The organism is Cohnella phaseoli, assembly GCF_003386235.1.
Lineage (GTDB): Bacteria > Bacillota > Bacilli > Paenibacillales > Paenibacillaceae > Cohnella > Cohnella phaseoli.
On the sequence record NZ_QRDZ01000002.1, the window covers coordinates 12,713 to 35,948 of the forward strand.

The 23,236-nt window shown below is 57.1% G+C and carries 18 protein-coding genes; 2 read left to right on the plus strand and 16 right to left on the minus strand.

Going from position 1 to position 23,236, the window contains the following annotated elements:
• Positions 1 to 517: 517 nt before the first annotated feature.
• The 9 genes from DFP98_RS38830 to DFP98_RS02315 form a co-directional block, all read right to left on the minus strand.
• A complete protein-coding gene (locus DFP98_RS38830) occupies positions 518 to 655 on the minus strand; it encodes a hypothetical protein (RefSeq protein ID WP_181917437.1) in 138 nt (45 codons plus the stop codon).
• 125 nt (positions 656 to 780) lie between these two features.
• A complete protein-coding gene (locus tag DFP98_RS02280; RefSeq protein ID WP_116058953.1) occupies positions 781 to 1,764 on the minus strand; it encodes a carbohydrate ABC transporter permease in 984 nt (327 codons plus the stop codon).
• Entirely contained in the window at positions 1,761 to 2,657 is an 897-nt protein-coding gene (locus DFP98_RS02285; RefSeq protein WP_116058954.1) for a carbohydrate ABC transporter permease, read from the minus strand. Before DFP98_RS02285 ends, DFP98_RS02280 begins: the two co-directional genes overlap by 4 nt.
• Positions 2,654 to 4,891: a DUF5696 domain-containing protein gene (locus tag DFP98_RS02290; protein WP_116058955.1), complete on the minus strand. Its 2,238-nt coding sequence runs from the start codon at positions 4,889 to 4,891 to the stop codon at positions 2,654 to 2,656. The genes DFP98_RS02285 and DFP98_RS02290 overlap by 4 nt, the downstream gene beginning before the upstream one ends.
• Positions 4,884 to 6,941: a tetratricopeptide repeat protein gene (locus DFP98_RS02295; RefSeq protein WP_116058956.1), complete on the minus strand. Its 2,058-nt coding sequence runs from the start codon at positions 6,939 to 6,941 to the stop codon at positions 4,884 to 4,886. Before DFP98_RS02295 ends, DFP98_RS02290 begins: the two co-directional genes overlap by 8 nt.
• Positions 6,942 to 6,968: 27 nt before the next feature.
• Positions 6,969 to 7,826: a carbohydrate ABC transporter permease gene (locus DFP98_RS02300; protein ID WP_116058957.1), complete on the minus strand. Its 858-nt coding sequence runs from the start codon at positions 7,824 to 7,826 to the stop codon at positions 6,969 to 6,971.
• Positions 7,827 to 8,798, minus strand: coding sequence for a carbohydrate ABC transporter permease (locus DFP98_RS02305; RefSeq protein WP_391572377.1), 972 nt, complete (start codon positions 8,796 to 8,798; stop codon positions 7,827 to 7,829).
• Positions 8,799 to 8,803: 5 nt separating this feature from the next.
• Positions 8,804 to 11,797, minus strand: a complete 2,994-nt coding sequence (locus DFP98_RS02310) for an extracellular solute-binding protein (RefSeq protein WP_116058958.1) — start codon at positions 11,795 to 11,797, stop codon at positions 8,804 to 8,806.
• On the minus strand, positions 11,794 to 12,927 hold the full coding sequence (locus tag DFP98_RS02315) for an ABC transporter ATP-binding protein (RefSeq protein ID WP_116058959.1): 1,134 nt from the start codon (positions 12,925 to 12,927) through the stop codon (positions 11,794 to 11,796). The genes DFP98_RS02310 and DFP98_RS02315 overlap by 4 nt, the downstream gene beginning before the upstream one ends.
• 248 nt (positions 12,928 to 13,175) lie before the next feature.
• On the opposite strand from DFP98_RS02315, the gene DFP98_RS02325 reads away from it, so the two are divergent.
• Both DFP98_RS02325 and DFP98_RS02330 read left to right on the plus strand, forming a co-directional pair.
• On the plus strand, positions 13,176 to 14,549 hold the full coding sequence (locus DFP98_RS02325) for an ABC transporter substrate-binding protein (RefSeq protein ID WP_116058960.1): 1,374 nt from the start codon (positions 13,176 to 13,178) through the stop codon (positions 14,547 to 14,549).
• A 30-nt stretch (positions 14,550 to 14,579) separates the two neighbouring features.
• Complete coding sequence (locus tag DFP98_RS02330) at positions 14,580 to 14,954, plus strand: RidA family protein (RefSeq protein WP_246016406.1); 375 nt, start codon at positions 14,580 to 14,582, stop codon at positions 14,952 to 14,954.
• Positions 14,955 to 15,143: 189 nt separating this feature from the next.
• Here DFP98_RS02330 and DFP98_RS02335 read toward each other — a convergent pair whose 3' ends face one another.
• The 7 genes from DFP98_RS02335 to DFP98_RS38835 form a co-directional block, all read right to left on the minus strand.
• The gene (locus tag DFP98_RS02335) at positions 15,144 to 15,329 is read right to left on the minus strand and encodes a LamG domain-containing protein (RefSeq protein ID WP_220377043.1); all 186 of its coding nucleotides are present in this window, start codon (positions 15,327 to 15,329) and stop codon (positions 15,144 to 15,146) included.
• A 45-nt stretch (positions 15,330 to 15,374) separates the two neighbouring features.
• Positions 15,375 to 16,169, minus strand: coding sequence for a creatininase family protein (locus tag DFP98_RS02340; protein ID WP_116058962.1), 795 nt, complete (start codon positions 16,167 to 16,169; stop codon positions 15,375 to 15,377).
• A 16-nt stretch (positions 16,170 to 16,185) separates the two neighbouring features.
• Positions 16,186 to 16,944, minus strand: a complete 759-nt coding sequence (locus DFP98_RS02345; protein ID WP_181917438.1) for an SDR family NAD(P)-dependent oxidoreductase — start codon at positions 16,942 to 16,944, stop codon at positions 16,186 to 16,188.
• Positions 16,916 to 19,261 (minus strand): FAD-dependent oxidoreductase, encoded by a 2,346-nt coding sequence (locus tag DFP98_RS02350; protein ID WP_116058964.1) that lies wholly within the window; start codon positions 19,259 to 19,261, stop codon positions 16,916 to 16,918. The genes DFP98_RS02345 and DFP98_RS02350 overlap by 29 nt, the downstream gene beginning before the upstream one ends.
• Positions 19,262 to 19,276: 15 nt before the next feature.
• On the minus strand, positions 19,277 to 21,517 hold the full coding sequence (locus tag DFP98_RS02355; RefSeq protein ID WP_116058965.1) for a hypothetical protein: 2,241 nt from the start codon (positions 21,515 to 21,517) through the stop codon (positions 19,277 to 19,279).
• Positions 21,518 to 21,538: 21 nt separating this feature from the next.
• Complete coding sequence (locus DFP98_RS02360) at positions 21,539 to 22,642, minus strand: hypothetical protein (protein WP_246016385.1); 1,104 nt, start codon at positions 22,640 to 22,642, stop codon at positions 21,539 to 21,541.
• A gap of 223 nt (positions 22,643 to 22,865) precedes the next feature.
• Positions 22,866 to 23,027, minus strand: a complete 162-nt coding sequence (locus DFP98_RS38835) for a hypothetical protein (RefSeq protein ID WP_181917439.1) — start codon at positions 23,025 to 23,027, stop codon at positions 22,866 to 22,868.
• Positions 23,028 to 23,236 lie beyond the last annotated feature (209 nt).

A 23,236-nucleotide genomic window follows, 5' to 3' on the forward strand; every position in this document is an offset into this window, starting at 1 on the left:
AGGCTGCTGTGAGAGCTAATCGATGATAAAGGTAACAGGTGCATATACCTCCCTCCGATACGATACGCCCCCAAATTCTGAATTGAAAAAATCGTTATAAGGTAGTTTTAGGAGCGTATGAGGCAGACTCCGGGCTATAATTGGCCCATAACGTTACCAAGTGATTGGAGATTGAAATTTTATGGCGGATCTATTTGCACACATGAGTTTACGCAGGAAAGTTAGTTGGAAAATCGTACAACGCAGCTCGAATGAGACCTTAAATGCGAATATTTGTTCGAAAAATCGTACAAAGCGGCTTGCTCAGGCTCGAACGACGAACGTTTGTAGGAAAAACCGTATAAATAGATCAAGATCGAGGATTGAATGTCACTAAAGCGTCTTCGACGATTATACGGATAACCTCTGGGAAGACCAAATCAGACACGCCTCATCCCTTCTATTCTCCCAACCTTCACCATCACCATCACCATCACCATCACCATTACCATTACCATTACCATTACCATTACCATTATCATTCCCTTACCATCAACTTTACCATCACCTCCTCCATTTTCCCCTTCCTCATCCTCTTCCTCTTCCTCTTCCTCTTCCTCTCTACCTCCATCTCCATCTCCATCTCCACCTCTACCTGCATCCCACGTTCTGCCATCCTTTAAATCCTCACTAGTCCAACCAACTACCTTCTATCAAATACCTACTATCAACTACCTACCACCAACCACCTACCTGCCTGCCTACCAATCCACTAACCGCCATCCGCCTACCGCCATTCGCCTACTCCACCAGCCCGGTACGCTCGATCCCCTCGGTGAACCAACGCTGTGCGATTAGATAGACGATAAGCGGTGGGAAGATAATCAGGAATGCGCCCGCCATTCGCGGTCCTTCCGAGATCGGGTCCTGGCCGACGCCGGCGCTGAAGTCGATTGCCCGGTTGCCAATCAGCTCCATCTGCATCGAGCTGAGCCGAAGGGATAGCGGCGTAAAGTCCTTGCTCAGAAACAGCGCCGCCTCGTAGCTCATATTCCAATACCAGACAAACGAGAACAGAAATACGACCAGACAAGCGCCCCCAGCCAGCGGCATCATAATGCGGAAGAACAGTCGGAACGCCGAAGCGCCGTCGATTTTGGCCGCCTCCTCCAGCGCCTTCGGCTGCGACAGAAAAAACTGTCGGAAAATAATAATGAACAGCGCCCCTCGCAAACCCTGCCCGAACAGAGCGGGCACGAGAAACACGAACGGAGTGTTGATCCATCCGAGCTCGCTGTAAATCATATAAAGCGGCACGATCGTCAACTGCGGCGGAATGAGAAAGGCAACAAGAATCAGGAAAAACATCAGATTTTTCCCCGGAAACTTCAGCCTCGCCAGCGCATACCCGGTAAGCGCGCACGTGAACACCTGGAATACGGAGCCGAACAACGCAATCGTCATCGTATCGAAGAAGCCTTCCGGATACTTGAGCCCCCGCCACGCCTCCGCGTAATTGTGCCAGTTCAATTCCCGAGGAATCAGCCCGACGACGGGGTCGATCATGTCGGCTACCGTCTTAAGGCTGGTCGAGACCATATACAAAATCGGTTTCACATACAGGAAGGCAATCACCGTCAGCAGCGCGAAAATAGCCAGCTTGGCAATCAGCCCATCCTTCACGTTCTGTCCCAGAACAACCGTTTTCAGCTTCTGCGTTTTGCGGTGCGCCAGCGTCTCGGCGATGTCGAGCTTCACTTGCTTGTACGCCTTCTCCAGCTTCATCTGAGCTCTCCCCTTCCCTTGGTCGCGCGATAGGTCAGCCACAGCGTGAGGCCCAGCAGCAGCAAAATGATGGCAAAGTATAGCCAAGCCATCGCGCTGGCGTAGCCGTAGCCCGTCGTCGGCGAGAACATATTGCTGCGGACGATTTCCAGCACCGGATTAAACGGGAACGTAAACAAATCCACGATCGTATACACCGCATTTAATCCGATAAAAGGCAGCATGCCGGGGAAAGTAATTTTCCAGAAGCTTTCCCAGGGCGAAGCCCCGTCCACCCTGACCGCCTCGTACACCGTCTTTGGAATCGTCTGGAAGCCGGCGATGAATATCAATATTTGCACCCCGGAATACCAGAGAATGATGACCGCCTTGCCGAGAACGCCGAGCAGCATCGACGCTGTGGTCTCGCTGAAATATTGCCGCAGAATGACGTCCAAATTGTACTGCTCCATGAACGGCAGCTCGCCCGCTCCTTGTACAAACAGCTCCATAATGACCTGACCCGTGGCGAAAATAACCGGCAGGAAGAAAAGCGCCCGCATCCACCCTCTTCCCGGAAACTTCTCGTTCAGCAGCAGCGACACGACAAACGAGAAGATGAGAATGAGCGGGATAATAAGCAGCACTTCCTGCAAATAGGTCAGCAAAATAATCGGGTAGGCGTTGTTCTCGATCAACATTCGGCGAAAATTGTCCAGTCCGACCCACGTATATTTGAAGCCCTCGCTTGTGATAAACACTTGATTAAAGCTGTTCCACAGCGACCAGCCGATCGGGAACGCCACGAAGGCGACGAACCCGATCATCCACGGCAGCATGAACAAATAGCCGAGCCCGTACTCCTTCCAGCGAAACTGCAGAAGCTGCCTGCGCCGCGAGGATTTTCCGTTCATTCCCGTCTCCCTCCCTCAACGCTGAATTGCTTCGTGCGATAGTCGACGGTCACTCGTGTGCCGTCCTCATAGACGGTAGCGTAAACGCCGTCCGCAATCTTCTGGTGATCCGCGATTCGCCGGTGGAGCACTCCGGCCAGACGATCGAAGTTTTTGTAATCCTCCGCCACGCGATCCTTCCAAATCTCGTACTGTGTGCTGTATAGATTTTGATAGTCCGTTCCCTTCAGCACCCGGCTTTCCGCATAGGTCAGCGTAAAGGCCGGAACCGCGCCGTATTCGATCGCTTTCAGCATCTCGTCCTCGTAGACGTCGCGCAGATTGCCCGCCGCCGCCGAATAGAGGACCGAGCCGTGAACGGCGATCGGATAGACCGGCACCGTCTCGTCGATCAGAAAGTCGCTGCTGGACGAATGCGGCAGCTCCTCGATATAATCGGCGTGCTTCAGCGCGTACTGCTCGCCGCGATTAACTCCCGCCGCCCCCAGCTGTTCGCGAACATAATCCAGCAAAGCCAAGTAGTAGTGAACAGTATCCCCTCGGGTCAGGGGGGCGTTCGCGCGGTAGTCGCTGAACGATAGGCTGCCCGGGCCGTCGACGTAATGAATGCCGTCGACCCCGATCTCCTTCAGCGCATCGACGACCCGCTTCTGCTGACGCACCGCCTTCACCGGGTTTACAATAAATCCGTCTCCCCTGCCCGACAGAACCGTGGAATCGATGCCGCGAATTCCGTCCGTCTTTTTATAGAAGGAACTATAAGCCTCCTCCTTCCATGCCAAGTAATCGTCGAACAGCACCTTAATTCCAAGCTCGTGCATCCGGCTCACGAACCGCTGCGCCCCCTTGTCGCCCCCAAGCGCGGAGACGATCGGGAATCGCTCGTCCGTGTACGTGTGCCCGCTGTTCTGCCAGCCGCGATAAATAACGTTCATGCTCCCGATCCCGGCTTCCCGCAATCCTTCGACGATTTCCTCAGCCTGCTTGAACGTCGTCGCCGTCTCGAAGCCGCTTGTGCCGAATTGCGGCTTATTGCCACCGCCGACAAGCGACAGCATCAGCGGAACGTGCCCGGTCGCCGGCAGACGTTCGCCAAGCTGCCCGCTGCCCTCCAAATAATCGCGGTACGCATGCGCCATTCCGACGTAATCGGCCTCCTCTCCGGATAGCAGCCGATATTCCACCCGCAGATCATCCACCGTGCGCTCCTTGCGGACCGACTTGACCGTTTCCTTCGTAATTCCGCTTACCTTGCGTCCGTACTCCTCGCGATAACTGAAGCTGACACCGACCGAATGGTACCGCGTGCTATTGCTCGGCGTCGCCCCTTTGATTTTAGCGGTGTAGGCCCCCTCCTTCACAATCGCGGCGAATGCATGCTCTCCCCGTTTCAAGCCATAGAGCGGGTATGCGATCTGTTCCCTCCGCACCGTTCTGCTCTCGCTGTAGTCCAGATGCGCCGGATCGTCTCCGTAAATCGGAAACTCGTAACCGCTGGCGACAGACGGCCTTGCCCGATCGTAATAGATCAGTCCGCCGGGGCCGTCCGGCACGAACAGATAGCCTTCTTCCTCTTCTCCTGTCGGAACCGCACCGAAGTAAGGCAGCAGTTGAAGCGAATACAACCCGTAATCGCCAGATTCCTTTATCCCGTCCGACGGAACGGCCGCCTCCAGACCGTGCTCGGTCAACGTGAATTGAACGACAAAACTCATCCGTTCCTTCTCGAACGTATACGTCGCCTGGACGCCTTCGCCGCCGATTGGCGTATAGTCAATCGTCACGCCTTTCGTCAGCGTGCTGAGCATCGTTCTTCTCGTCTGTCCGGCGGCAACGATCTCGGCGACAAACGGCGATTGCAGATTTTCCAGCAGCGCCCCTTTGACCTTCTCCTGCGCAAGCTGCTCCGGCGACGGATTGCTCCGCCACTTGTATCCGCCCGCCTTGTCGACGACAACGAGCTGACTCGTTTTCGACTCCAGCCGCAACGAGTATCGCGCATTGTCCGCGACAAGAGCAAAGCCCTCGTCATCGCGCCGCCCCGCCTGCCATGCCGCCCCTTCTACAACAGACGCAAGCTGCCGAACCGGCTCGCCGATACCCATCGCCCGCAAAGACGGCAGCTTATCGCGCCCGCCGAAGACAATCCCCGCCGCCGTCGCAACAACAAGCACAACCGCGCCGATGAGCAGCAGCCGATACTTGCCGCTGGCCGGCCATAATTTTTTAAGCACGGAAGGTCACCTCCCGATAAATCTGCTCGATAAAATCGTAGAAATTATAAACTAGCCCGGACACAATCATCGCGAACACCCAAATAATCCCGATCGTGAACAGCGTCACGGACGCGTTCTTGAACGCTTCGGTGAAATCGAAGTTATGGATGACCTGCGTCATGACGAAGAACAGCACGATGATCCACACCCACATTGCCTGGCGGATCAAATCGATAACGATCCACTCCTCCAGCACGACGAAGTTGGTCAATATTGTCGTGGGTATCGTAATGACAATGTACGGAACGATAGCGAAGGCGCTTCCCTGAAGCACCTCCCGGAACCGGCCTTCGCCGCCCTTAACCGTACTGACCAGATAGTTGGCAATCACCCAGGTTAACCATGGCACGATCATAAATGCCAGAGACAGCGGAAGGTTGTATTCGCCCAGGTCGAAGGGATAAGCGATAAAACCCGAAGCGAACACGGACCAGACATGAACGGCGACCGCCAGCGCAAGCAAAAAAACGATGACCGCGTAAGAAATATGGCGATCCTTCAACCGGTAAAAGCCGTTGTAGGGATGAACCATCAAATAAAGCGCGTCCCTTAGTTCGCCTGCATACTTTCGCACAAGCGGCGGCCATGTGCGCCTGCGTGCGAACAACGCCAAGCGGCGCGCTCCGAACGACAGTCCCCAGCTTCCGGCGATCAGTACGACAACCGCGAGCAGGAAGTTGTCTTTCAGCCACTCGTATCGGATGTACCAGTAAGCATCGGAATACCCTTTCGGGTCGTTCGACTGCTTGAAGTAATCGAGCGCCGCGTCGTAATCCCCGTCGTGCAGGGCGATTTTGCCCAAGCCGTTGTAAGCGATGTTCAGCATGCCGTTCTGTCGGAGCACTTCCTCCCAATACGAACGACTCTGCTCGTAATCGCCCTCGAAATACAAATGCGATGCCGTCATATACGTATCGCCGAAGCTGGTTCTCTTGAACACCTGAATCAGGTTGGCCGCATTGTCCGCGACCCACAGCTCGTTGTTGCCGTTGATTGCAATGCTGCTGCCGTAATCGGCGATGCCGAGCTGGCGAGCGCTCTTCTGCGTCGAGCCGAAATAGAACACCGCCTCGCCCGTAGGATCGTAGACCGAGACGCTGATATCGCCGCTGCGGCTAAGCCCGTACAGGAAGCCGTTACTGTCGATCGCCGTATCGATCAGATCGGGCTCGTCGAACGGCTTGTTGCGAAACGCGTCGAAGCCCCCGGCGTTCAGCTTCTTGATCTGGCCGTCGCTGGCCGTCCCGGAGCTGGTCGTAACCAGAAATCCGTCGTCCGCCAGCGTCGCATTCAGAATCGGATTCGGCTGCTTTGCGATCTCCTGGGCGAGCTGCTTCTCGTTCAGCAGCGCCCTTTTCACGCGATCCAACCAGCTCAGCTTCGCCTTGTTCGCCCCGAAAAAGCCGGTAAACTCCCCGTCCGGACTCATTCGGAGCAGACCGAGGAACGTATCCTTAACGACGATATACATGACGCCGCGCCGATCGGCAACGAGCTTGGTCGGATAGAAATGATAATCCGCCGCAAGCGCCGTCGCCTCCGGCTTCTTGAACTCGCGCGCGAAGCTCCCGTCCGGCGCGTAGAGCACGATCGACTGACCGCCCGTATTGGCGGCGTAGATCGTCCCGCCCGGCGCGACGAACACGCCCTCCGGCTGGGTCAGCTTGCCGGGCCCTTCTTCCTGCCCGATGCTGCGCACGTATTCGCCCTTCTCGTTCAATTCCACGATGCGGTCGTTGCCCGTATCGGCAATGAACACATGATCGTTCTCCGCGATAAAAATATCGCTTGGCGAAGAGAACCCCCTCTCCACACCGTTCCCGTCGACGATCCGATCCGGCACATAAACCGGCTGCGTTCGAATCATGCCGGCGTTAAGATCGCTGTACCACGTAGAATACGGAAGCTGAGCCGAGGCCGGCTGGGGAACCGCCACCCCCGCCAACCCAAGCAGCAACAGCGCTGCCGCAACCTTAACGCCCCAGATCATCCGCTTGCGTCCGAGCATCCGTGTCCCCCCTCTCTGTCCTCTTGTTCATTTCACGCCCGAATGCAGCATCGTTTGAATCATTTTTCGTTGGAAGAGCAAGAAGATGATCAGGTTCGGCACGAACATGAGCAGCCCGATTGCGGCGGCGACGCTGACCTGCGCCGTTCCGGGAATGTTCTGCGTCATCGCTTCCGCATAATAGGAAAGCGTCTTCATCGTTTCCTTTGTCATATACAAGGAGGAAGCTTCTACATCCATGTACACCAGTTGGAACGTGATAATCCCCGCGGTGGCGACGGCAGGCGACGTCAACGGAATGATAATCTTGATAAAAATGTACATATCCGGCGCGCCGTCCAGCTTGGCCGCTTCGATCAGCGAATTGGGAATTTGGTCGATAAACTGCTTCATCAGAAACACCGCCACCGGCGATGCCAGAAACGGAAGCACATGAGCCAAGTACGTATCCTTGAGCCCGAGTCCGCTGACGATCAAATAGCGCGGAATCGACACTGTCTCCGGCGTAAACATGAGCGCGATCATCACCGCTCCCATAATAAACGCCTTGAAGTGGAAACGATGCTTGGATAACACGTAGCCGGCCATCGTGCTGACGACAATGACCGCCAAAGTTGTCGCCGTTGCAATGACGACGCTGTTAAACAAGTAGCGGCTGAACGGCACGACGCCTGCGGCGCTGTGCAGAAACAGCTGCTCGAAATTGTACATTGTCGGTTGCTGCACGAAAATTCTCGGCGGAAACACGAACATCTCGTTCAGAGGCTTAAAGGCGTTGTTGACGAGAAAAATGATCGGCAGCAGCATAAAAATTCCGATCGCCGCCAGGAATGCAATCAGCAGCAGGCGCGACGGAGCGAACCGTCTGCGGAGGGACAGCAGCATCTATTCATCCTCCTTCGTGCCGAACAGCTTGTAGCTCAGCCTCATAATGCCGTAGCTCATCAGGAGCAGCACGACCGACAGCGCCGAAGCGTAGCCCCACTCGTATCTGAGAAAGGCGTAATCGTAAATATGATTGTTGATCACATGGCCGGCGTATTGCGGCGTAATCGCCATCCCAGAGAGCCCGCTGGAGATGCTTCCCGCCTTGATCGCGCCGACAATCGCCATCACTGCGCTGAACAACATCTGCGGCTTCATGCTCGGAATCGTAATGTAATACACTTCCTGCAACTTACTTTTAACTCCATCGATTCGTCCCGCCTCGTACAGCTCGGTATTAACCGTCTGAAGTCCGCCGAGCATGGCCAGGAAGCCGACGCCCATATTCGTCCACAGCGTCACGATGATCATAAAAGTCATCAAATATTTCGGGTCCTGCAGCCACAGCTGCGGAGATTCGATCAGTCCCAGACTCAGCAAAATGCTATTCAAATAGCCGACGCTGTCCCCGCTGAACGCCGCCGTCCACACCATCGTCAGCGCAACCGACGTCGCCATAATGGACGGCGCGTACACCGCTAGCGAGAAATAGTTGCGGATGCTTTGCGGGAGTTGATGAATGAGCCAGGCGAAGACAAAGGACAGAATGTACCCGCCCGGCCCTACGACGATGGAGAACTTCAGCGTATTGGGAATCGTATGCTTCATAAATACGACGTCCTGCGTAAACATATAGATGAAGTTGCTGATCCCGATAAAACGCGGAAACTCAAAGCCGTTAAACGAGGTCAAGCTGAGCAGCATCGCCAACGCCACCGGAACGATGATGAACAGCGTAAAGCTGAGCAGGAACGGCGCCAGAAACAAGTACGACATTCGTTCCGCCCAAATTTCGCGCAGGAAAAGAACGATACGAGCCTTATAGCCGTTAGGCGCGGACGGGCGGCGGACGGCAGCTTCAATTCGGGTCACGGATTTCACGGCGCACTCCTCTCATAGGGTTTGTCATAGGGCGGAACGATTAAGCCGCCTCCGGACGCAATGCCCAGTTCTTCCTGCTTGCGCATCATTTCCCGAGCCAGCGATCTCTCCGACTGTTCAAGCGCCTCCCGCGCCGGCATTTGACCGACGACCGTATTGTTCCAGGCGAACTCGATCTCTCTCGCCAAATAATAGTAGCCCGGCACGTAAGGCATGTTCTTGACCCATCTGTCCTGCTCGTTCAGTGCGGCCAGATCCTCCTCCGGCCACGGAATCGTCTGCATCGCCTCCAGGTTTGCCGTGTTCCAGCGATAGGCTATGCCTGCGAACGATTCGATATCGTTGCTGAATCGGCTCTGCACGTCGGCCGACGTCCACCATTCGATAAATTTCCAGGCCTCTTCCTTCCGCTCGCTCTTCTTCAGCATCATCAGCGACGAAGGCTCCTGTATACGCGCCAGCGATTCGTTATGCGACCATCTGGCTACCGTCCCGTCCGGCTGCTTGATCCCGGGGAGCGGCACCATTTTCCACTTGCCTTCGATTTCGGGCGCTCCGATGACCAGTTGCACATACATATCAAAATCGGCCACGCCGATCGGAATGTCGCCGTTGCGGAAGTGATGAATAAAGACGGGAATATCCTTCGGAAGATTGTATTTGCGATACCAGTCGGTCCAGCGCTTAAAGGCGGCTATTCCTTCCTCGGAGGTCAGAGCGGGCTGCATGCCGTTCGTCTCGTAAAATTCGGCTCCCTGCTGGTAGAACGGAATATGAAAATTCCTCTTCGGCAAATTAAACGTCAGTCCGTTCTCCTGAAGCGTCGGGAGCAGGCGTTCAACGTCGTCCCACGTATCCGGCGGCTGCAAGCCTAAATCCTCAAAAATGTCCGAGCGGTAAAACATCATATAGTAGTTTTGCGTTTCGGGCAGACCGTAAACGTTCCCCGTATATTGATAGGATCGCATCAAGCCAGGATTAAAACGCCCGAACACCTCCTCGAAGCCGGGGTAACCGCTCAAGCTCTCGGCCGCACCGCGCATCGCGAAGTCTACCGGAGTTTCCAGCGGAACGCCCAACGCCACGTCCGGCTGATCGCCGGCCACGTTGCCGAGCAGCAGCACGTTCGTATTCGGCATCAGGTTGATGTTCACTTGAATGCCGGTTTGCGGCGTGAAATCCTGCTGCACCATCAGCTCCAGCAGATCGACGTAATCCTTGCCCCGCTGTACCCATACGGTCAACGCATCCTCATCGTCCGTATCATTCGTATCGTATTGTTGGAAAAACGAACGGAAAAAGTCGGTCGCGGCATAGCGCGCCTTGCTCCAAGAGTCGGGAGACTTCAAACCGGGATCGGCGTCGGGCGTGCGGACGACCAGGTAGTCCAGCTCCAGCGCCTGCGATTCGATCGTCTGAATCCACGTATTGAGACTCGTGCGCACCGTTCCGAATTCCGCTAGGCGGTTCGGAATATCGTTAAAATGATCGAGCATCCGCTGCAGCCTGTCGGCGTTCACGCGCAGCGCCGTTACCGCATCGGTATTCGCTTGGTTCAGCCCGTTCAAGTAATCGCAGACGGCCAGCAGCCTTTCGATCAGCTCGCGAAGCTCCGACTCCAGCTGCGGGTCGTACTTGCGCAAATCCCATGTGCGAGCCATATCCACGTTCTGGTCGCTGCCGTAGCCATAGTTGCCGGTAATCGCGCGAACACTCCGTTCCATCTCCAGCAGCCGTTCTCCGATGTCGAGCAGCGATTCGGCGGCCGGACGAACGGCCGAAGCGTCGACCGCCATCTCGATCAGATGCTTGCCCTCGGTCAAATAAAACTGATAAGGTCGCCCCTCTTCGTCCGCGATGGCGGCGATTTCGAACCCTTTGTTAGGCACGAACCGATAGCTTTGCATTTCCCTGAACGGAGTCTCGCCGTCGATCAGCACCGTCCGATAGGCGCTCGACTTGCCGTTATAGCCTTGATAATATTTCACGTCGATCGCATAGTAGCCTGCTCGAGGCACCGACACCTCCCATCCGATCCGGTCTCCGGGCTTGGTCCAGCTCGTTCCGCCGATGGCGTTGTAGACGATTTTCCCTCGCGGATCGGGAGAGATATAAGGCTCGGACCTGCTCTGCAGTTGAATGGCCACGGAAGATTTGAACGCGTAGCGTTCCGCTTCGACGATGCTGTGCCAAGGCTCTCCGCCGCTCGCAGCGACAGCATGCTCCTGCGCGTATTCCGCATACGACGGCGTCCGGAGCGGCGCGGCGAGCCGAATCGAATGAAGCGACAGCGCTCCTTGCCCCGCATCCAGACGCAGCCTATGCTCTCCGGCAGTCAGCGCCCAGCGTAGCGGTTCGGAGCTGACCGCGTAATTCGTCGCCCGTTCGGTACGCCATTCCGTCAATTCGACCTGTACGGGACGAATCTCGTTGCCGATCGCATTGCGCTCGTATGGATACAAGCTGTCTTTCCATAACCGATCAAAGCTCACGCGCTCGGCTTCGGCGAACGGATACGTACCGTCGATTCGAATGCCGCGCACCGGAGGCGCGAAGCCCCCTTTCAACGGGGCGTAGACCAGTTCAAGCTCGTAGATTCCGTCGCGAGGCGCTTCGATACGCCATTCGACCCATCCGCGCGAACTGTTCCAATCGAGCACCTCCGCCCCTTGCGCCGGATCGCGGCGGCGTTCGAGCTGCGTCTCCGGGGCCGCCGCCGCATAGTCGACCGCCATGATGGACGCTTCAACGCCCTCGGCGGTTTTCGACGCCGCATACCGTTCGCTCCGCATCCATTGCGTGTAGGAGAGAGCCGCATCCGCGCCGTCTGCGCCATCCGTACCGCCGATGCCGGATAGCACTCGCTCCGCATCAAAGACGGGATATGCCTGCTGCTCGTCGGAGCCGGATCTCCACAGCAGCGCAAGCGCGGCGCCAAGCAGAACAATACCTCCTGCGAAGGCGAGCGTCCGCATTTTTTTCCCGCTCACGGCCGATCTCCTTCCCGCGAAGCCAGCGACAAACCGCTGTCGCGATCGAAGAAATGGGCCTTATCCATGCGAACGACAAACGTCGCCGAGTCTCCCGGCACGATCGGTGTATGCGCTTCCGCGCGCGCGGTCAAGCTCTCCTCGCCCATGCGCGCATACAGATACGTGTTCGAGCCGAGCGGCTCCCTCATATAAACGGAAGCGTTGACGCTCCACTCCAGATAGCGCTCGACGGCCTCCGGTTCGCTGAGTACGTACTCCGGACGAATGCCGAGCACGACCGAACGCAGATTGCCTTCCGCAGAGCGAATACGAGGAAAGTAAAATTCCGGGATGCTCAGCTCCAGACGTTTGCTGCGGAAGTAATAGGCGTCGTCGATTGCTACGATCGATCCGGGGATGAAGTTCATCTGCGGCGTGCCGATAAATCCGGCCACGAACAGATTGCGCGGCTCGTCGTACAATTGCTGCGGCGGGGCGACCTGCTGAATCCGGCCGTCCTTCATGACGACGATCCGCGTCCCCATCGTCATCGCTTCCGTCTGATCGTGTGTGACGTATACCATCGTCGTCTGCAGCTCCTTGTGCAGACGGCTGATCTCCATCCGCGTCTGCGTCCGCAGCTTCGCGTCCAGATTGGATAACGGCTCATCCATCAGGAATACCTGAGGCTCGCGGACAAGCGCGCGCCCGAGAGCGACGCGCTGCTTCTGACCGCCGGATAGCTGGCTGGGCTTCTTCGTCAGAAAGTGGGCGATTTCCAGCATCTTCGCCGTCCGGTTCACGCGCAGCTCGATCTCGCTCTTAGCTACCTTATGAAGCTGAAGGCCCAGCGCCATATTTTCGAAGACGGTCAGATTCGGATACAGCGCATAGTTTTGGAACACCATGGCGATGTCGCGATTTTTCGGCGAGACGAAATTCATCAGCCTTCCGTCTATGTAGATATCGCCTTCGGACACCTCCTCCAGACCCGCGAGCATGCGCAAGGTCGTCGATTTGCCGCAGCCGGACGGGCCGACCATGACCAGGAACTCCCCGTCCGCGACGTCCAGATGAAAATCGTTGACCGCCGGATCCGGCTCCCCTTTGTAATATTTGTACACATGATCGAACGTTACGTTCCCCATTTCATCTTACCCCCGCGAGCAAAATATGTTGAAAACGTTTCAAGTACGTGAAATAATGATAACAAATAAAAATCGGATCGTAAACAGATATGCCCATCATTTTATTTCGTATGTGAATTATATTCCTTGACATGAAAATGTTCCATGTTACAATCTAAGCATGATAACCCTTTCAAGGATCAGGCCGCCGCACGGCTCTGTGCGCAAACGAGAGCTTCATTATTATCCTATTCAGGGAGTGTCCGCCGATGAAATTGAGGAAAAGGTTAGTCCGAAGTTATCGCATGGCCAGCTTGATCGCGGTAATCGCATTGCTGCCGCTGCTTGCCGCATGTTCGGGCGGAGGCTCGGAGGGAACGCCCTCATCGTCCGCCTCCAGTCCGCCGCCAAGCGCGTCGGAGCCGTCAAGCGAGACGCCTGCAGCGGAACGAGACCCCGTTACTTTAACCGTGCTGGCTTGGTTTATCGGACCGAACCAAGCTCTATTCGACAAATTCCATGAAATGTATCCGTGGATCACGATCGAAGCGAATACGAATATCGATAAAGCGGTCGTCAACAACGTTATCGCCGGAGAGAAGGCGGATCTCGTCTTCCTCGACGCAGGTTTGTCGCAGTGGCTGTCGGGCGATCTGCTGGAGGAGCTGTCTCCCTATATCGAGAAGGATCCTCGGATTCAAGGGACCGTTATGCCGGATGGCTTCCTGGAGGCGTTCCGAACCGGCGGCAAGCAATGGGTGCTTCCTTATTCCGACATTCCGATGTGGGTTGTCGTCAACAAGGAGATGCTTCATAAATACGGCTTAGAGATGCCCGGCAACGACTGGACCTACGACGATTTTCTCGAGCTGGCCAAGCAAGCGACGGACTCCGCCGCCAACGATTGGGGCGTTAGCGGAATGGTCGACGAATTTACGAATATGCTGGCCATGGCCAACGGCAGCGCGCCGAACTACCGTTATATGAATGAGGACAGAAGCTTAAGCCTTGCGAATACGCCGGCCGTACTGGAGGACTTGAAGTGGTCCCAGGAGTTAACGACGAAGTGGCACGTGCGGCCAAGCGATCTCGAACGAGAAAAGCTCGGCATGCAGGGAGATCCCGTCGAAGTGTTCCTGCAGGGCAACTCGCTGTTTACGCTTGGAGCCGATTGGAACCTGGAGACGCTCAAGAAGGCCGACTTCGAATGGGATGTGCTGCCGATGCCCGTTGGCAAAGCCAAGCAAGCAACCATTCACCAGACCGGGCTGATCGCCATTCCGAAAGCGTCCAAATATAAGGAAGAAGCTTTCCTGTATCTCAGCTTCCTCTTCAGCAAAGAAGCGCAAAAGGTCATGATCGAGAACGGAAGCGGCGCTTGGGTGCAGGATCAGGAGCTCCACGACTACTATGCTCAGGTTCCTGTATGGCAGGGCAAAAATATCGACGCCGTTCGCCGCAGCTCCGAAATTTGCTGTTATTCGCCCGACCCGAGCGTCGCGGACCTCGTGACGTTGGTCGACACCGTCAATGGACCGATCGCCGGCATGATTACGAAGGGCGGAGATTTCAGCAGCAGAATTCCCGCCGTTGAAGCCTACAATCTGAAAGCGGCGGAAACCAGAAAAGCGCTTGGCTGGTAAAATATCGGGGGAGGAACGGCTCTGTTGAATATGAATTTGAAGTATGGGATGGACGAAGCTCCCTTCTCTCCCTCTACGCCGACGGATTCGCTTTTGTTCGTGTCCGGGCAGGGAGCGATCGATCCGCTAACCGGGAAAATCGCCGCGGACGGCCTGGAAAGCCAGACGTCGATGACCATTCGGAACGTCGAAGACATATTGTCGCAATCCGGACTGACGCTTCACGACGTCGTGAAAGTAAATATTTATTTGAAAAATAGGGCGGACTACGAAACCTTTAATCGCGTATACGCCCGTCTCTTCCCGCAGCCTTATCCGGCCCGCACGCTCGTCTATTGCGATCTCAACTTCGACCTGCTCGTCGAGATCGACGTCGTCGCCAGATTGCGCAGCAGCTCGAAATAAGCGCTTCAAGTTGCTGTAAAAGATCATCGATGCTAAAGGTGCAATGGGTATATACCTCCCTCCGCTGCAATACGCTTCATAAACCTGAATGGTTTAACCCGTGATAAGGTGATTTCAGAAGCGTATGAGGCAGTCTCCGGGAGGCATATACCCTTTTCTTTATATCCCGATTATCTCAAGCAACTCTGCTTATCGATCAGCCCTCTCTCTCCCTCGGTTCGGAGAGATGTGCAGCTCTGCGATCTCCCGCTCATTCAGGGCCCGGTTGAATACGGCCAGACCGCCGAGCTGTCCGGCGTAGAAGTTGCCCATCTCGCCCGAACGATCTACGGCGCCCACGGTGAAATCTGCGCCTGTCTCCCCTCCGTCGAACAACGGCCGAATGACTTCCGATGAGCGCCGCTTTTGTTCCCGTCTCCGTCATAGCCGATTGCGCGCCTCTCTTTCTCCTCTTTCCATCGTTTCGTAGATGTTGATGAGCCATGCGGTCGCGCTGCGCACGATCGCCTCCACGTACCGCTCCCCCCGCTCTTTAGTCGCCCGCGCCGGAGCATCGGTGTAGCCGTCCGCTCCGGTCAATTCGCCATGGCGGCCGATAAAAGCGCCCGGAGGGCCGGAATTGATCCAGGCCCGCTGCTCATGCTCTGTCGCCAGCCGACCGGAGTCGACCAGCCCTTCGCGCAGCGCCAGCACCGCCGAAGTCTCGAAGCCGCCCGCATGTCCCGGAACCATGCCGACCTCCTCGGCGTTTTCCTTGCGCAGCTCCTCTCTGGACAAGCTCCAATAGGATGCGGAAGCCGTCCACACCGGATGCTTCACTGCAAGATCGCTGGCCGTCTGATGCATGATCGGCTCGTTGCCGCCGTGTCCGTTCAGAAACGCGATTTTACGAAACCCGTCCGCCACAAGACTTTCCCCGATATCTCGAAGCATGTGCAAATAAGTAGCGGAGGAGAACGATAGCGTTCCCCCGAACCTTAAGTGATGATCCGAACAGCCGATCGTCAACAGCGGACAGAGCAGCACCGGAACCGTCCGCGACGCCCGCTCCGCGGCGCGAACCGCCACCGCTTCCGTAATCAGACTGTCCGTATAAACGGGAAGATGCGGGCCGTGCTGCTCCGTCGCGGCCAGCGCCACGACGACCAGACTGCCCGCTTCGGCTTTTCGTTTAAGCTGCTCGCGCGTATGCTCATGAAATAAGTATGAGTTCATTGTCAGCATCCTCCATTTAATGAAATCCTCCGTCTACCTTGTAACTCGCTCCCGTAACGTAGGAGGATGCGTCAGACAGCAGAAAGGCGGCGACCTCGTTGATTTCGTCCGCGCTTGCGCTGCGTCCCAGCCAGGCACTCTGCTTGATCGCCGCCCGCTGCTGCTCGGATTGCCGCGCTACCGACTCCTTCGTATCGAAATCTCCCGGCACGAGCACGTTGGCCCGAATGCCGTACTCCGCATAATCGGCGGCAATAACGCGAGTCATCTGATCGACGCCCGCCTTCGCCGCCCCATAGGCAAGACAGCCTTTGGAGACAATTTGTCCCAAGATTGACGAGGTGTTAACGATGGAGCCTCCGCCCGAGCGGATCAACAGCGGAATCGCATACTTATTCAATAGGAACGTGCTCGTCAGCGTGCCTCTGATCGCATGCTCCCACTCTTCCAGCGACATCTCGGCCGCCGGCTTCCAACCGCTTGTAAATACGTTATGATAAGTTCCGTCCAGACGGCCGAAGACGCGATCCACATCGGCAATAGCCGCCTTAACCTCTCCCTCGTCGCACATATTCGCCTGCCGGAGCTTCAGCCGGCTCTCTCCGTACCGCTCTTGCAACTTCGCGATTTCGGGATAAAGATCCGGCGAGGCGAGGTCGCAGCCGTACACCGCCGCGCCGCGCTCAAGGAACATTGCTGCGGCCGAGCGGCCGAGCGTCCCCAGACAGCCCGTAATCAGAATCACCTTATTTTGCAGCATGTTCATTCGGTTCATCTTCCTGCCTCTCGTTCGGATTGTCGGAATCGGGCGGATAACAGCGGACTTCATAGATCGCGGCGGACGGATCGCCATTCGTCGCTAACACGACGACGCGCAGGCGATCGGACGAGAGAGGCTCGGCGAACGGTACAACGAGCCTGCGCCGGTAGTTGTCGTTCACTACCGCAATACGTTCCCAGACGCCGTCGACATAAGCTTCGACGGCCAGCTCCTTCGGGCATTGCGGATCCCGATACAGCGCGGGATACTGCATATAGCCGCGCAGCAGGTGACCGGGCAAAGTCAGCTCGACCGAACCGATTGCGACCGGCTGCGGCCACCGGAGCTCCAGCCATTGAGGCAGCGGCCCGGCCGGATCGGAGCGCCACAGATTCGTATAGCGGTGCGGCCTGGTCACGCCGCTGAGCACGTTGCCCGCTTCATAGCAGCTCTGCGGCGGCTCGACCTTCAGGCTCATCATGACGCCGTTGCCGAGCTTGCGCATCTTGCCTTCGCCGATCTCGTAGGCGCTCACATGTCCCGGCTCAAGCGAAGAAGCCGCATGCCAGCCGACATGCGGATTTGCGAGCAAATCCAGCCTCGCGTAGCGGCCGCGATACTTCCGCACGTCCACTTGCACCGGCCATTCGATCCATCGCTCCGCGCCGGACGGAACGATCAAGGCGGCCGAAGCGAGAGGCTCGCCCGGAACGGCCCGATAGTCCCACAGATCGTCTACGGCATAAAGCCGGACTTCGACCTGCTGCGGCGCGCCGGAGTCGTTGCTTAGGCTTACGGCCAGCGTATCGAGACGGTCCGCTCCGATCGCGATCCATTGTCCGCGCCTTGCCGTCAGCTTATCCGCCGGACCCGGAGCAGACTCGACGGGAGCAAGCGCCGCCTCGCTGCTCGCGCTTGCGGTCGCCAACCGGGCCAGATCGCGCGCATCCTCGTTCTTCGCGTTTAGGAGAAAGCAGCCGTCGCGAAGCAGCGTCTGCTGCACCTTAACGACGACTTCACTCTCCGGAACCTCTCGGACGCGGACCCCCTCTCGCAGGGCGATCGCCGCGGCCGTACCGGCCGCTTGGCCCATCAGGGCGGTCGTCCCCATCACCCGCACCGTGCCCAGCGCGGCATGGGTTACGCTGACGTTGCGTCCGGCCATCATCAGATTGTTCATATCCTTGGCGATCAGAATGCGCAGCGGAATGCCGAAGGGGCCGACATAGCTTTTCGTCATATAAGGCTGACTGCCCGGTTCCTCCACCGCGGACCTCTCGCTTACTTCCGCCAGCAGCCCGCCCGGCTCGTGCAGGTCGATAAACCAGCCGCCGAAAGCCACCTCGTCGGGAAACGCCGTTCGCCGCAACGGGTCGTGCTCGGTCATCCAATATTCGCCGACGATCCGGCGGCTCTCCCGCTTGCCCGGCACCTGGCCGATCCAGTCCAGCGCATAGTTCCGCGCTTCCTCGCGGACGACGGGATCGCGATTTTTAATATAGTCCCAGATGCCGAGCGCATGGCGGGTCAACTCGTGACGCAGCGTTTCATTGTCGTGGATCGTATGCCAAGGCACGGACAGCTCCAGCCACCAGAAGCCGCTGTACGGATTAACGCCGCGGCCCCCCTTCCAGAAGAAGTCGGGGTCGTCGTAACGGACGGCCCATTCCGGAGCGACGAACGGCACCGGACGGCCGACGTCCTTCGCCTTAATATGGATCGAGCTGCCCATCACCGCATCGCTCGCTTGCTCGGGGGCGTGCGGCTCGCCGAACTCGTCTCTTCCCTCCGTCCCGTAGCGCCACGTGCAGCCGGCCAGCGCAGCAACGACTCCGTCTCCGGTACAATCAATAAACGTCTCCGCGCTTAGACGAAGCTCGGTTTCGGCATTGGCAACGCGCGCGACGACCGAATCCACCGTCCGCCCGTCGCGCATGACGACTTCGGTGACGGTGGAGTTCAATTTGAATGTCAGGCCCGGGGTAGATACGGCCATATTGTACATGACCATATCCCAGACGCTGTTGATATAGCCATTATCGAACACCGGGCTTTCATGATTCACCGCCCGCTCCTCGATCAGCAGCTCGGAGATGATGCCCGTCTCGCGCGCATAGGCATGAAAGCTTGCCGCACCTTGCGGGGGCACCCGTACCTCCGAAGAACTATTGCCTCCGAACACGGGTCGATCCTGAACGAGACATACTTGCGCTCCATGCCTTGCCGCGGCCACCGCCGCGCAAAAGCCCGCCAGACCGCCTCCGCACACGACGATGTCGTAACGCTCCTCGACGATGCGCGGACCTGCGGCCGGCCTCTGTCCTGCGTTCACCTGCAACACCCCTTTTTAAGGAAATGAGACGCCCCGATATCGAATAACGCAGCCGTATAGCTCCGCAGACCCGACATACAGCGTATCGTCGCTCGGCTCGTGAGCAAGGCGAGAGATATGATGGATGCAACCAAACTCGGATGGAAGACCGCTCAGCTCCCGATTGTCCTTGATCATACGCGGCCTGCCCAGATCGACGAAGCCGCGTTCGCGAGAGTAATGGAACACGTGGCCCGCCTCTTGCTCCCCGCCATAGACCCCAATCGCTTCGTCGTCCCCGATGCAGACGAAGTCGCGAAGCTGGCCGTTGGCGTACAGTCTGCCGTACACGGTACGCTGTCGCAGGTCGGGCGTCAGCGTAAACAGCAGACCGTCCATCGTGCCGGCGACGACGGTTCCGTCGGCCAGCACCGTTCCGCCCGTCAGCAGCGCTTTGAACATCCGTCCGCGAATCGACGCCGCCTTCACGGCCAACGTTTCCGCTCGCTCAGCCGCAAGCGAATAGACCAGCAGCTCGTCGTTCTCGCCGCTCAGCAGCAGCCGATCCTCATCCAGCGGGAGAACTATCCCATCGCATGGTTCGACCTGGAGCCCCTTCAGCCTGCGGAAGCGCCCCTCCCCGGAGCCAACGTAGACAGCCCCCTCCTCATCGCTGCCCAGCAGCCTTCCGTCCGCCGTCGCGGCATGAAGCCGCATAAGCTTAACCTCCGTCGAAGCCGGAGACGCCCATATTTCCGCTTTGCCTTCAATCGGATCAGCCAGCAAAATGCAGCCGTCCGTCGTCAGAACGGCGACTCTGCTTGCTCCGAATGGGATACAGCTCGCCGGACCGCCCTCTTCATAAAGGCTGACGATGCGCGAGGGGCGATCTTCGTCAAACCCGGACTCGGTCGCAATGACGCTGCCCCGACCCCCTAATGTATACAGCTTGCCGCCGGAGACGCACAAATGCCGGACCGCCGTATCCTTCCAGTCCATCGTCTGATGCAGAGGCAGCGTGCTGGTGTCCCTCGCCTCGATGTGCATGAAGGCGGCACTGCCTACGCCGTTGTAGTCCGGTTCGTAATACGGCCTAAGCGCCGCATTCGGAGCATCTTCACCAGGCGGTTCCAGCTTGCCGACGTCGACGGCGAGAATATAAGGAGAAAACTCTCCGCACACGTCGACCATATGCAGCAACCCGTTATCGTCGAAAATCATCTCGCAAACGTACTGCGAATCTTTGCCGCTCCAAGTGATCAATCCGAGATTTTCAGGCCGCCCGCCTCCGAGTAGATCCCAGCGAACGAGCCGGATCGGGCAATATTCGTCGTGCGTCTTCAGCCCGTAATAGAGCACAAAGCGCTCGTCCGCGGCGAAGCCCCCGATGCCGTAGCCGTTCACGGACGGCACGTCGGCGGGCAGAATCGAGCCGTGGCGGGTCGCCTCCATCGTCTCCGGATCCAACTCGATGATCTCCCCGTCCATGTTACCGACGAGTAATAGCGTATTCCTAGGCGTATGCAGCGCAAAAATAAACTGCCGTCGATGCTTCGTGCCGCTCGGAGGAAGGAAGCGCAGCTTCAAATCCTCAATCTCGTCCTTCTCGGGGTCGTACCTCCAGAAGCCGCCTGAATAGGAGCTGCCGTACAGTCGGCCTTTCGCATCCTTCACCAGACGGCAGGAGGAGAACTCCGACACCTTGCCGTAATCCCTGACCTCGTTCGTCTCCAGGTCGATTCGATAGAAATGGCCTCGCATGTAACCGAGAAAATAATAGTATCGCGGATCGCTGCCGAGCATGCCCCCGTAGATACTCTCGCGCGACACGGGAATGCCCTTGATCTCCACCGCGTTCGTGTCCGGATTGACGAGCATGAGAATCGAGCCGGGATAGCCCTCCCATGGATGCTCATAGTGCTGTTCGAACATCCACTGCCGATGGCCGGGCGCCGGGGCCGTGTTATGCGTTGCCATAATAAGCCGTCCGTCCGGCATAAAATCGATGCTTGTATGTATTTTGCTGGGTGGCATCTGCCGAGCGTCGACGATCCAGATTTTCGCCACATCGAAAATGAGACGAAGCTCGCCCGTAGCCGGGTAATATTCGTATAGCAGAGCGGTCAGCGGCTTCTCGTTCTCCCCGCATACGCTGACATAGAAGCGGCCGTCCGGAGCGCGTACGAAGTCCCAAACCGCGTTATGCCCTCCCTCGTTAGGCAGCTGCGTAAAACGCGCAAACCGCTCCGGTATGCCGGCAAGCAAATTCGTCTTCACCGTCTGTTCCTCCCTTAAGCGCTATTCGTAGACCATATGAAGCCACGGCGTTTCCACCCTCTTCCGGACGAACAAGGAATCCATTGCGGCGCAGATCATCCCGGTCGTCAGCAGCGTCCGTTCGGACGGAAACGGCTCTCTTCCATTAATAATAAACGCCTCGATCATACGGGTAAGCCGTTCGAAATGGGCGAACGGCCGATCCAGATCGCTGTCGCACAGCGCTGCCGTCACCCGCTCCCCGTCGTGACGGAAGGCAAAGCTCCACTGCTCGACCAGCCGCTGGAACTGCACGATCCAGCCCTTCGTTCCGTCCGCATATTCGATCGCAAACAATGCCGGAGTCGGCTCAAGCTCTCTCGGATGCGCCTCGGGAAGTCCCGGGATCGCGCGCAGCGCCTGCAGCATCAAATCCTCCGGCCATTCGCCTCGATCCATCGCCGCCCAAACCTCAGCTTCCGTTCCCCGCAGCAGACGGATCGCGCTGACGCCGGTTTCGCCGCCCTTTCTTCGTTCGGTAAGCGATTGCAAAACCTCCATCGCATGAATGCCGTAGCCTTCCAATCCGCCCGAGCTGATGACAATTGCCTCTCTTAACGAATGCAGCCGCTGCGGCTCAAAATTCGGAACGTAATCGCAATGCGGAATGGACGAGCCTCCCATGAAAGGGATGCCTCTGGCTTTCATCTGTTCATACATCCATACGGCATCGTCATAATCGCAGGCCAGATGCTTGTCGGAGAAAATCGGAACAGCCAGATCCAATTCGTCCAGAGCTGCCAGCGTCTCCTCCAAAAACCTTCTGCGCGGATACATCATCTGCTCCTTCTCGTTCACCGGATAATCGCCGTGCTCGCCGATGATGACGACTCCGTCGATCGGTTCCGAACAATGGTCGGCCCTAATGGCATCGCGGATCGTCGCGCAGATCGGGATACCCCGACGCGCCGCTTCATCGCGGCTCATGTCGTTGGCCGGAACCTGGTCGGTATAGAGACTGACGACCTCGACGCGCGGCCGATAGCCCAAACCTCCGAGCAATCTGCCGACAATAACCTCCGCATGGGAGTTGTGCCTGTACTCGGTGACGATCGCCGCCACCCGTTTCCTGAAGCTGCCGCTCACCTTCAGCCCTCCTGATCGCCGACACTCGGAAAACCATCGGCTAGCCGTTAAGTGAATTTTATCGTCGATCCACCGTCCAGTCAACGAATTTTTCATATATGTGTAATTGTTTTTATATAACGATTGTTTTCGAGGGGAAAATGTGCGAGGAATACGCATTTCATTCATATGCATGAAATTGAATAAAGAAAACGGGGATCGGACAAGCCGTATCCCCGCCTTCTTATTTCATCCGTTTGATCCCGACGATACCGAGAATGAGGCCGGCGAACCCGGCTACAGACAAGATGATTTTCAGCCACAGCAGCGGAAGTGCGATAGAAAATCCCAGGCATAGCAGCCCGGTAACGAGAAATAGGACGGGGGCGTTGGAACGATTGTTCAATGCGATTGCTCCTTTTCATGTTGCGCATGTTAGTTTTGAATCCATTATATCATTTCAATCCCGCGGCCCAACAAAAAAAGCCCCGCAATTTTCGGATAAAAATGCGAGACTTCTCTAGGGCGTGTCTGGATACTCCGAGGGCAGCAAATTTTGCCGAATTTTCGTTCCATGCAAGGAACTTTTATGAAGGCGTACCGGAGGTACGTCAA

Excerpts from the sequence above, each read along its gene's own strand:
- DFP98_RS38830 (WP_181917437.1), bottom strand. The coding sequence starts at position 655 with ATGGCAGAACGTGGGATGCAGGTAGAGGTGGAGATGGAGATGGAGATG.
- DFP98_RS02280 (WP_116058953.1), bottom strand. The coding sequence starts at position 1,764 with ATGAAGCTGGAGAAGGCGTACAAGCAAGTGAAGCTCGACATCGCCGAG.
- DFP98_RS02285 (WP_116058954.1), bottom strand. The coding sequence starts at position 2,657 with ATGAACGGAAAATCCTCGCGGCGCAGGCAGCTTCTGCAGTTTCGCTGG.
- DFP98_RS02295 (WP_116058956.1), bottom strand. The coding sequence starts at position 6,941 with ATGCTCGGACGCAAGCGGATGATCTGGGGCGTTAAGGTTGCGGCAGCG.
- DFP98_RS02300 (WP_116058957.1), bottom strand. The coding sequence starts at position 7,826 with ATGCTGCTGTCCCTCCGCAGACGGTTCGCTCCGTCGCGCCTGCTGCTG.
- DFP98_RS02315 (WP_116058959.1), bottom strand. The coding sequence starts at position 12,927 with ATGGGGAACGTAACGTTCGATCATGTGTACAAATATTACAAAGGGGAG.
- DFP98_RS02325 (WP_116058960.1), top strand. The coding sequence starts at position 13,176 with ATGAAATTGAGGAAAAGGTTAGTCCGAAGTTATCGCATGGCCAGCTTG.
- DFP98_RS02330 (WP_246016406.1), top strand. The coding sequence starts at position 14,580 with ATGAATTTGAAGTATGGGATGGACGAAGCTCCCTTCTCTCCCTCTACG.
- DFP98_RS02340 (WP_116058962.1), bottom strand. The coding sequence starts at position 16,169 with ATGAACTCATACTTATTTCATGAGCATACGCGCGAGCAGCTTAAACGA.
- DFP98_RS02345 (WP_181917438.1), bottom strand. The coding sequence starts at position 16,944 with ATGAACCGAATGAACATGCTGCAAAATAAGGTGATTCTGATTACGGGC.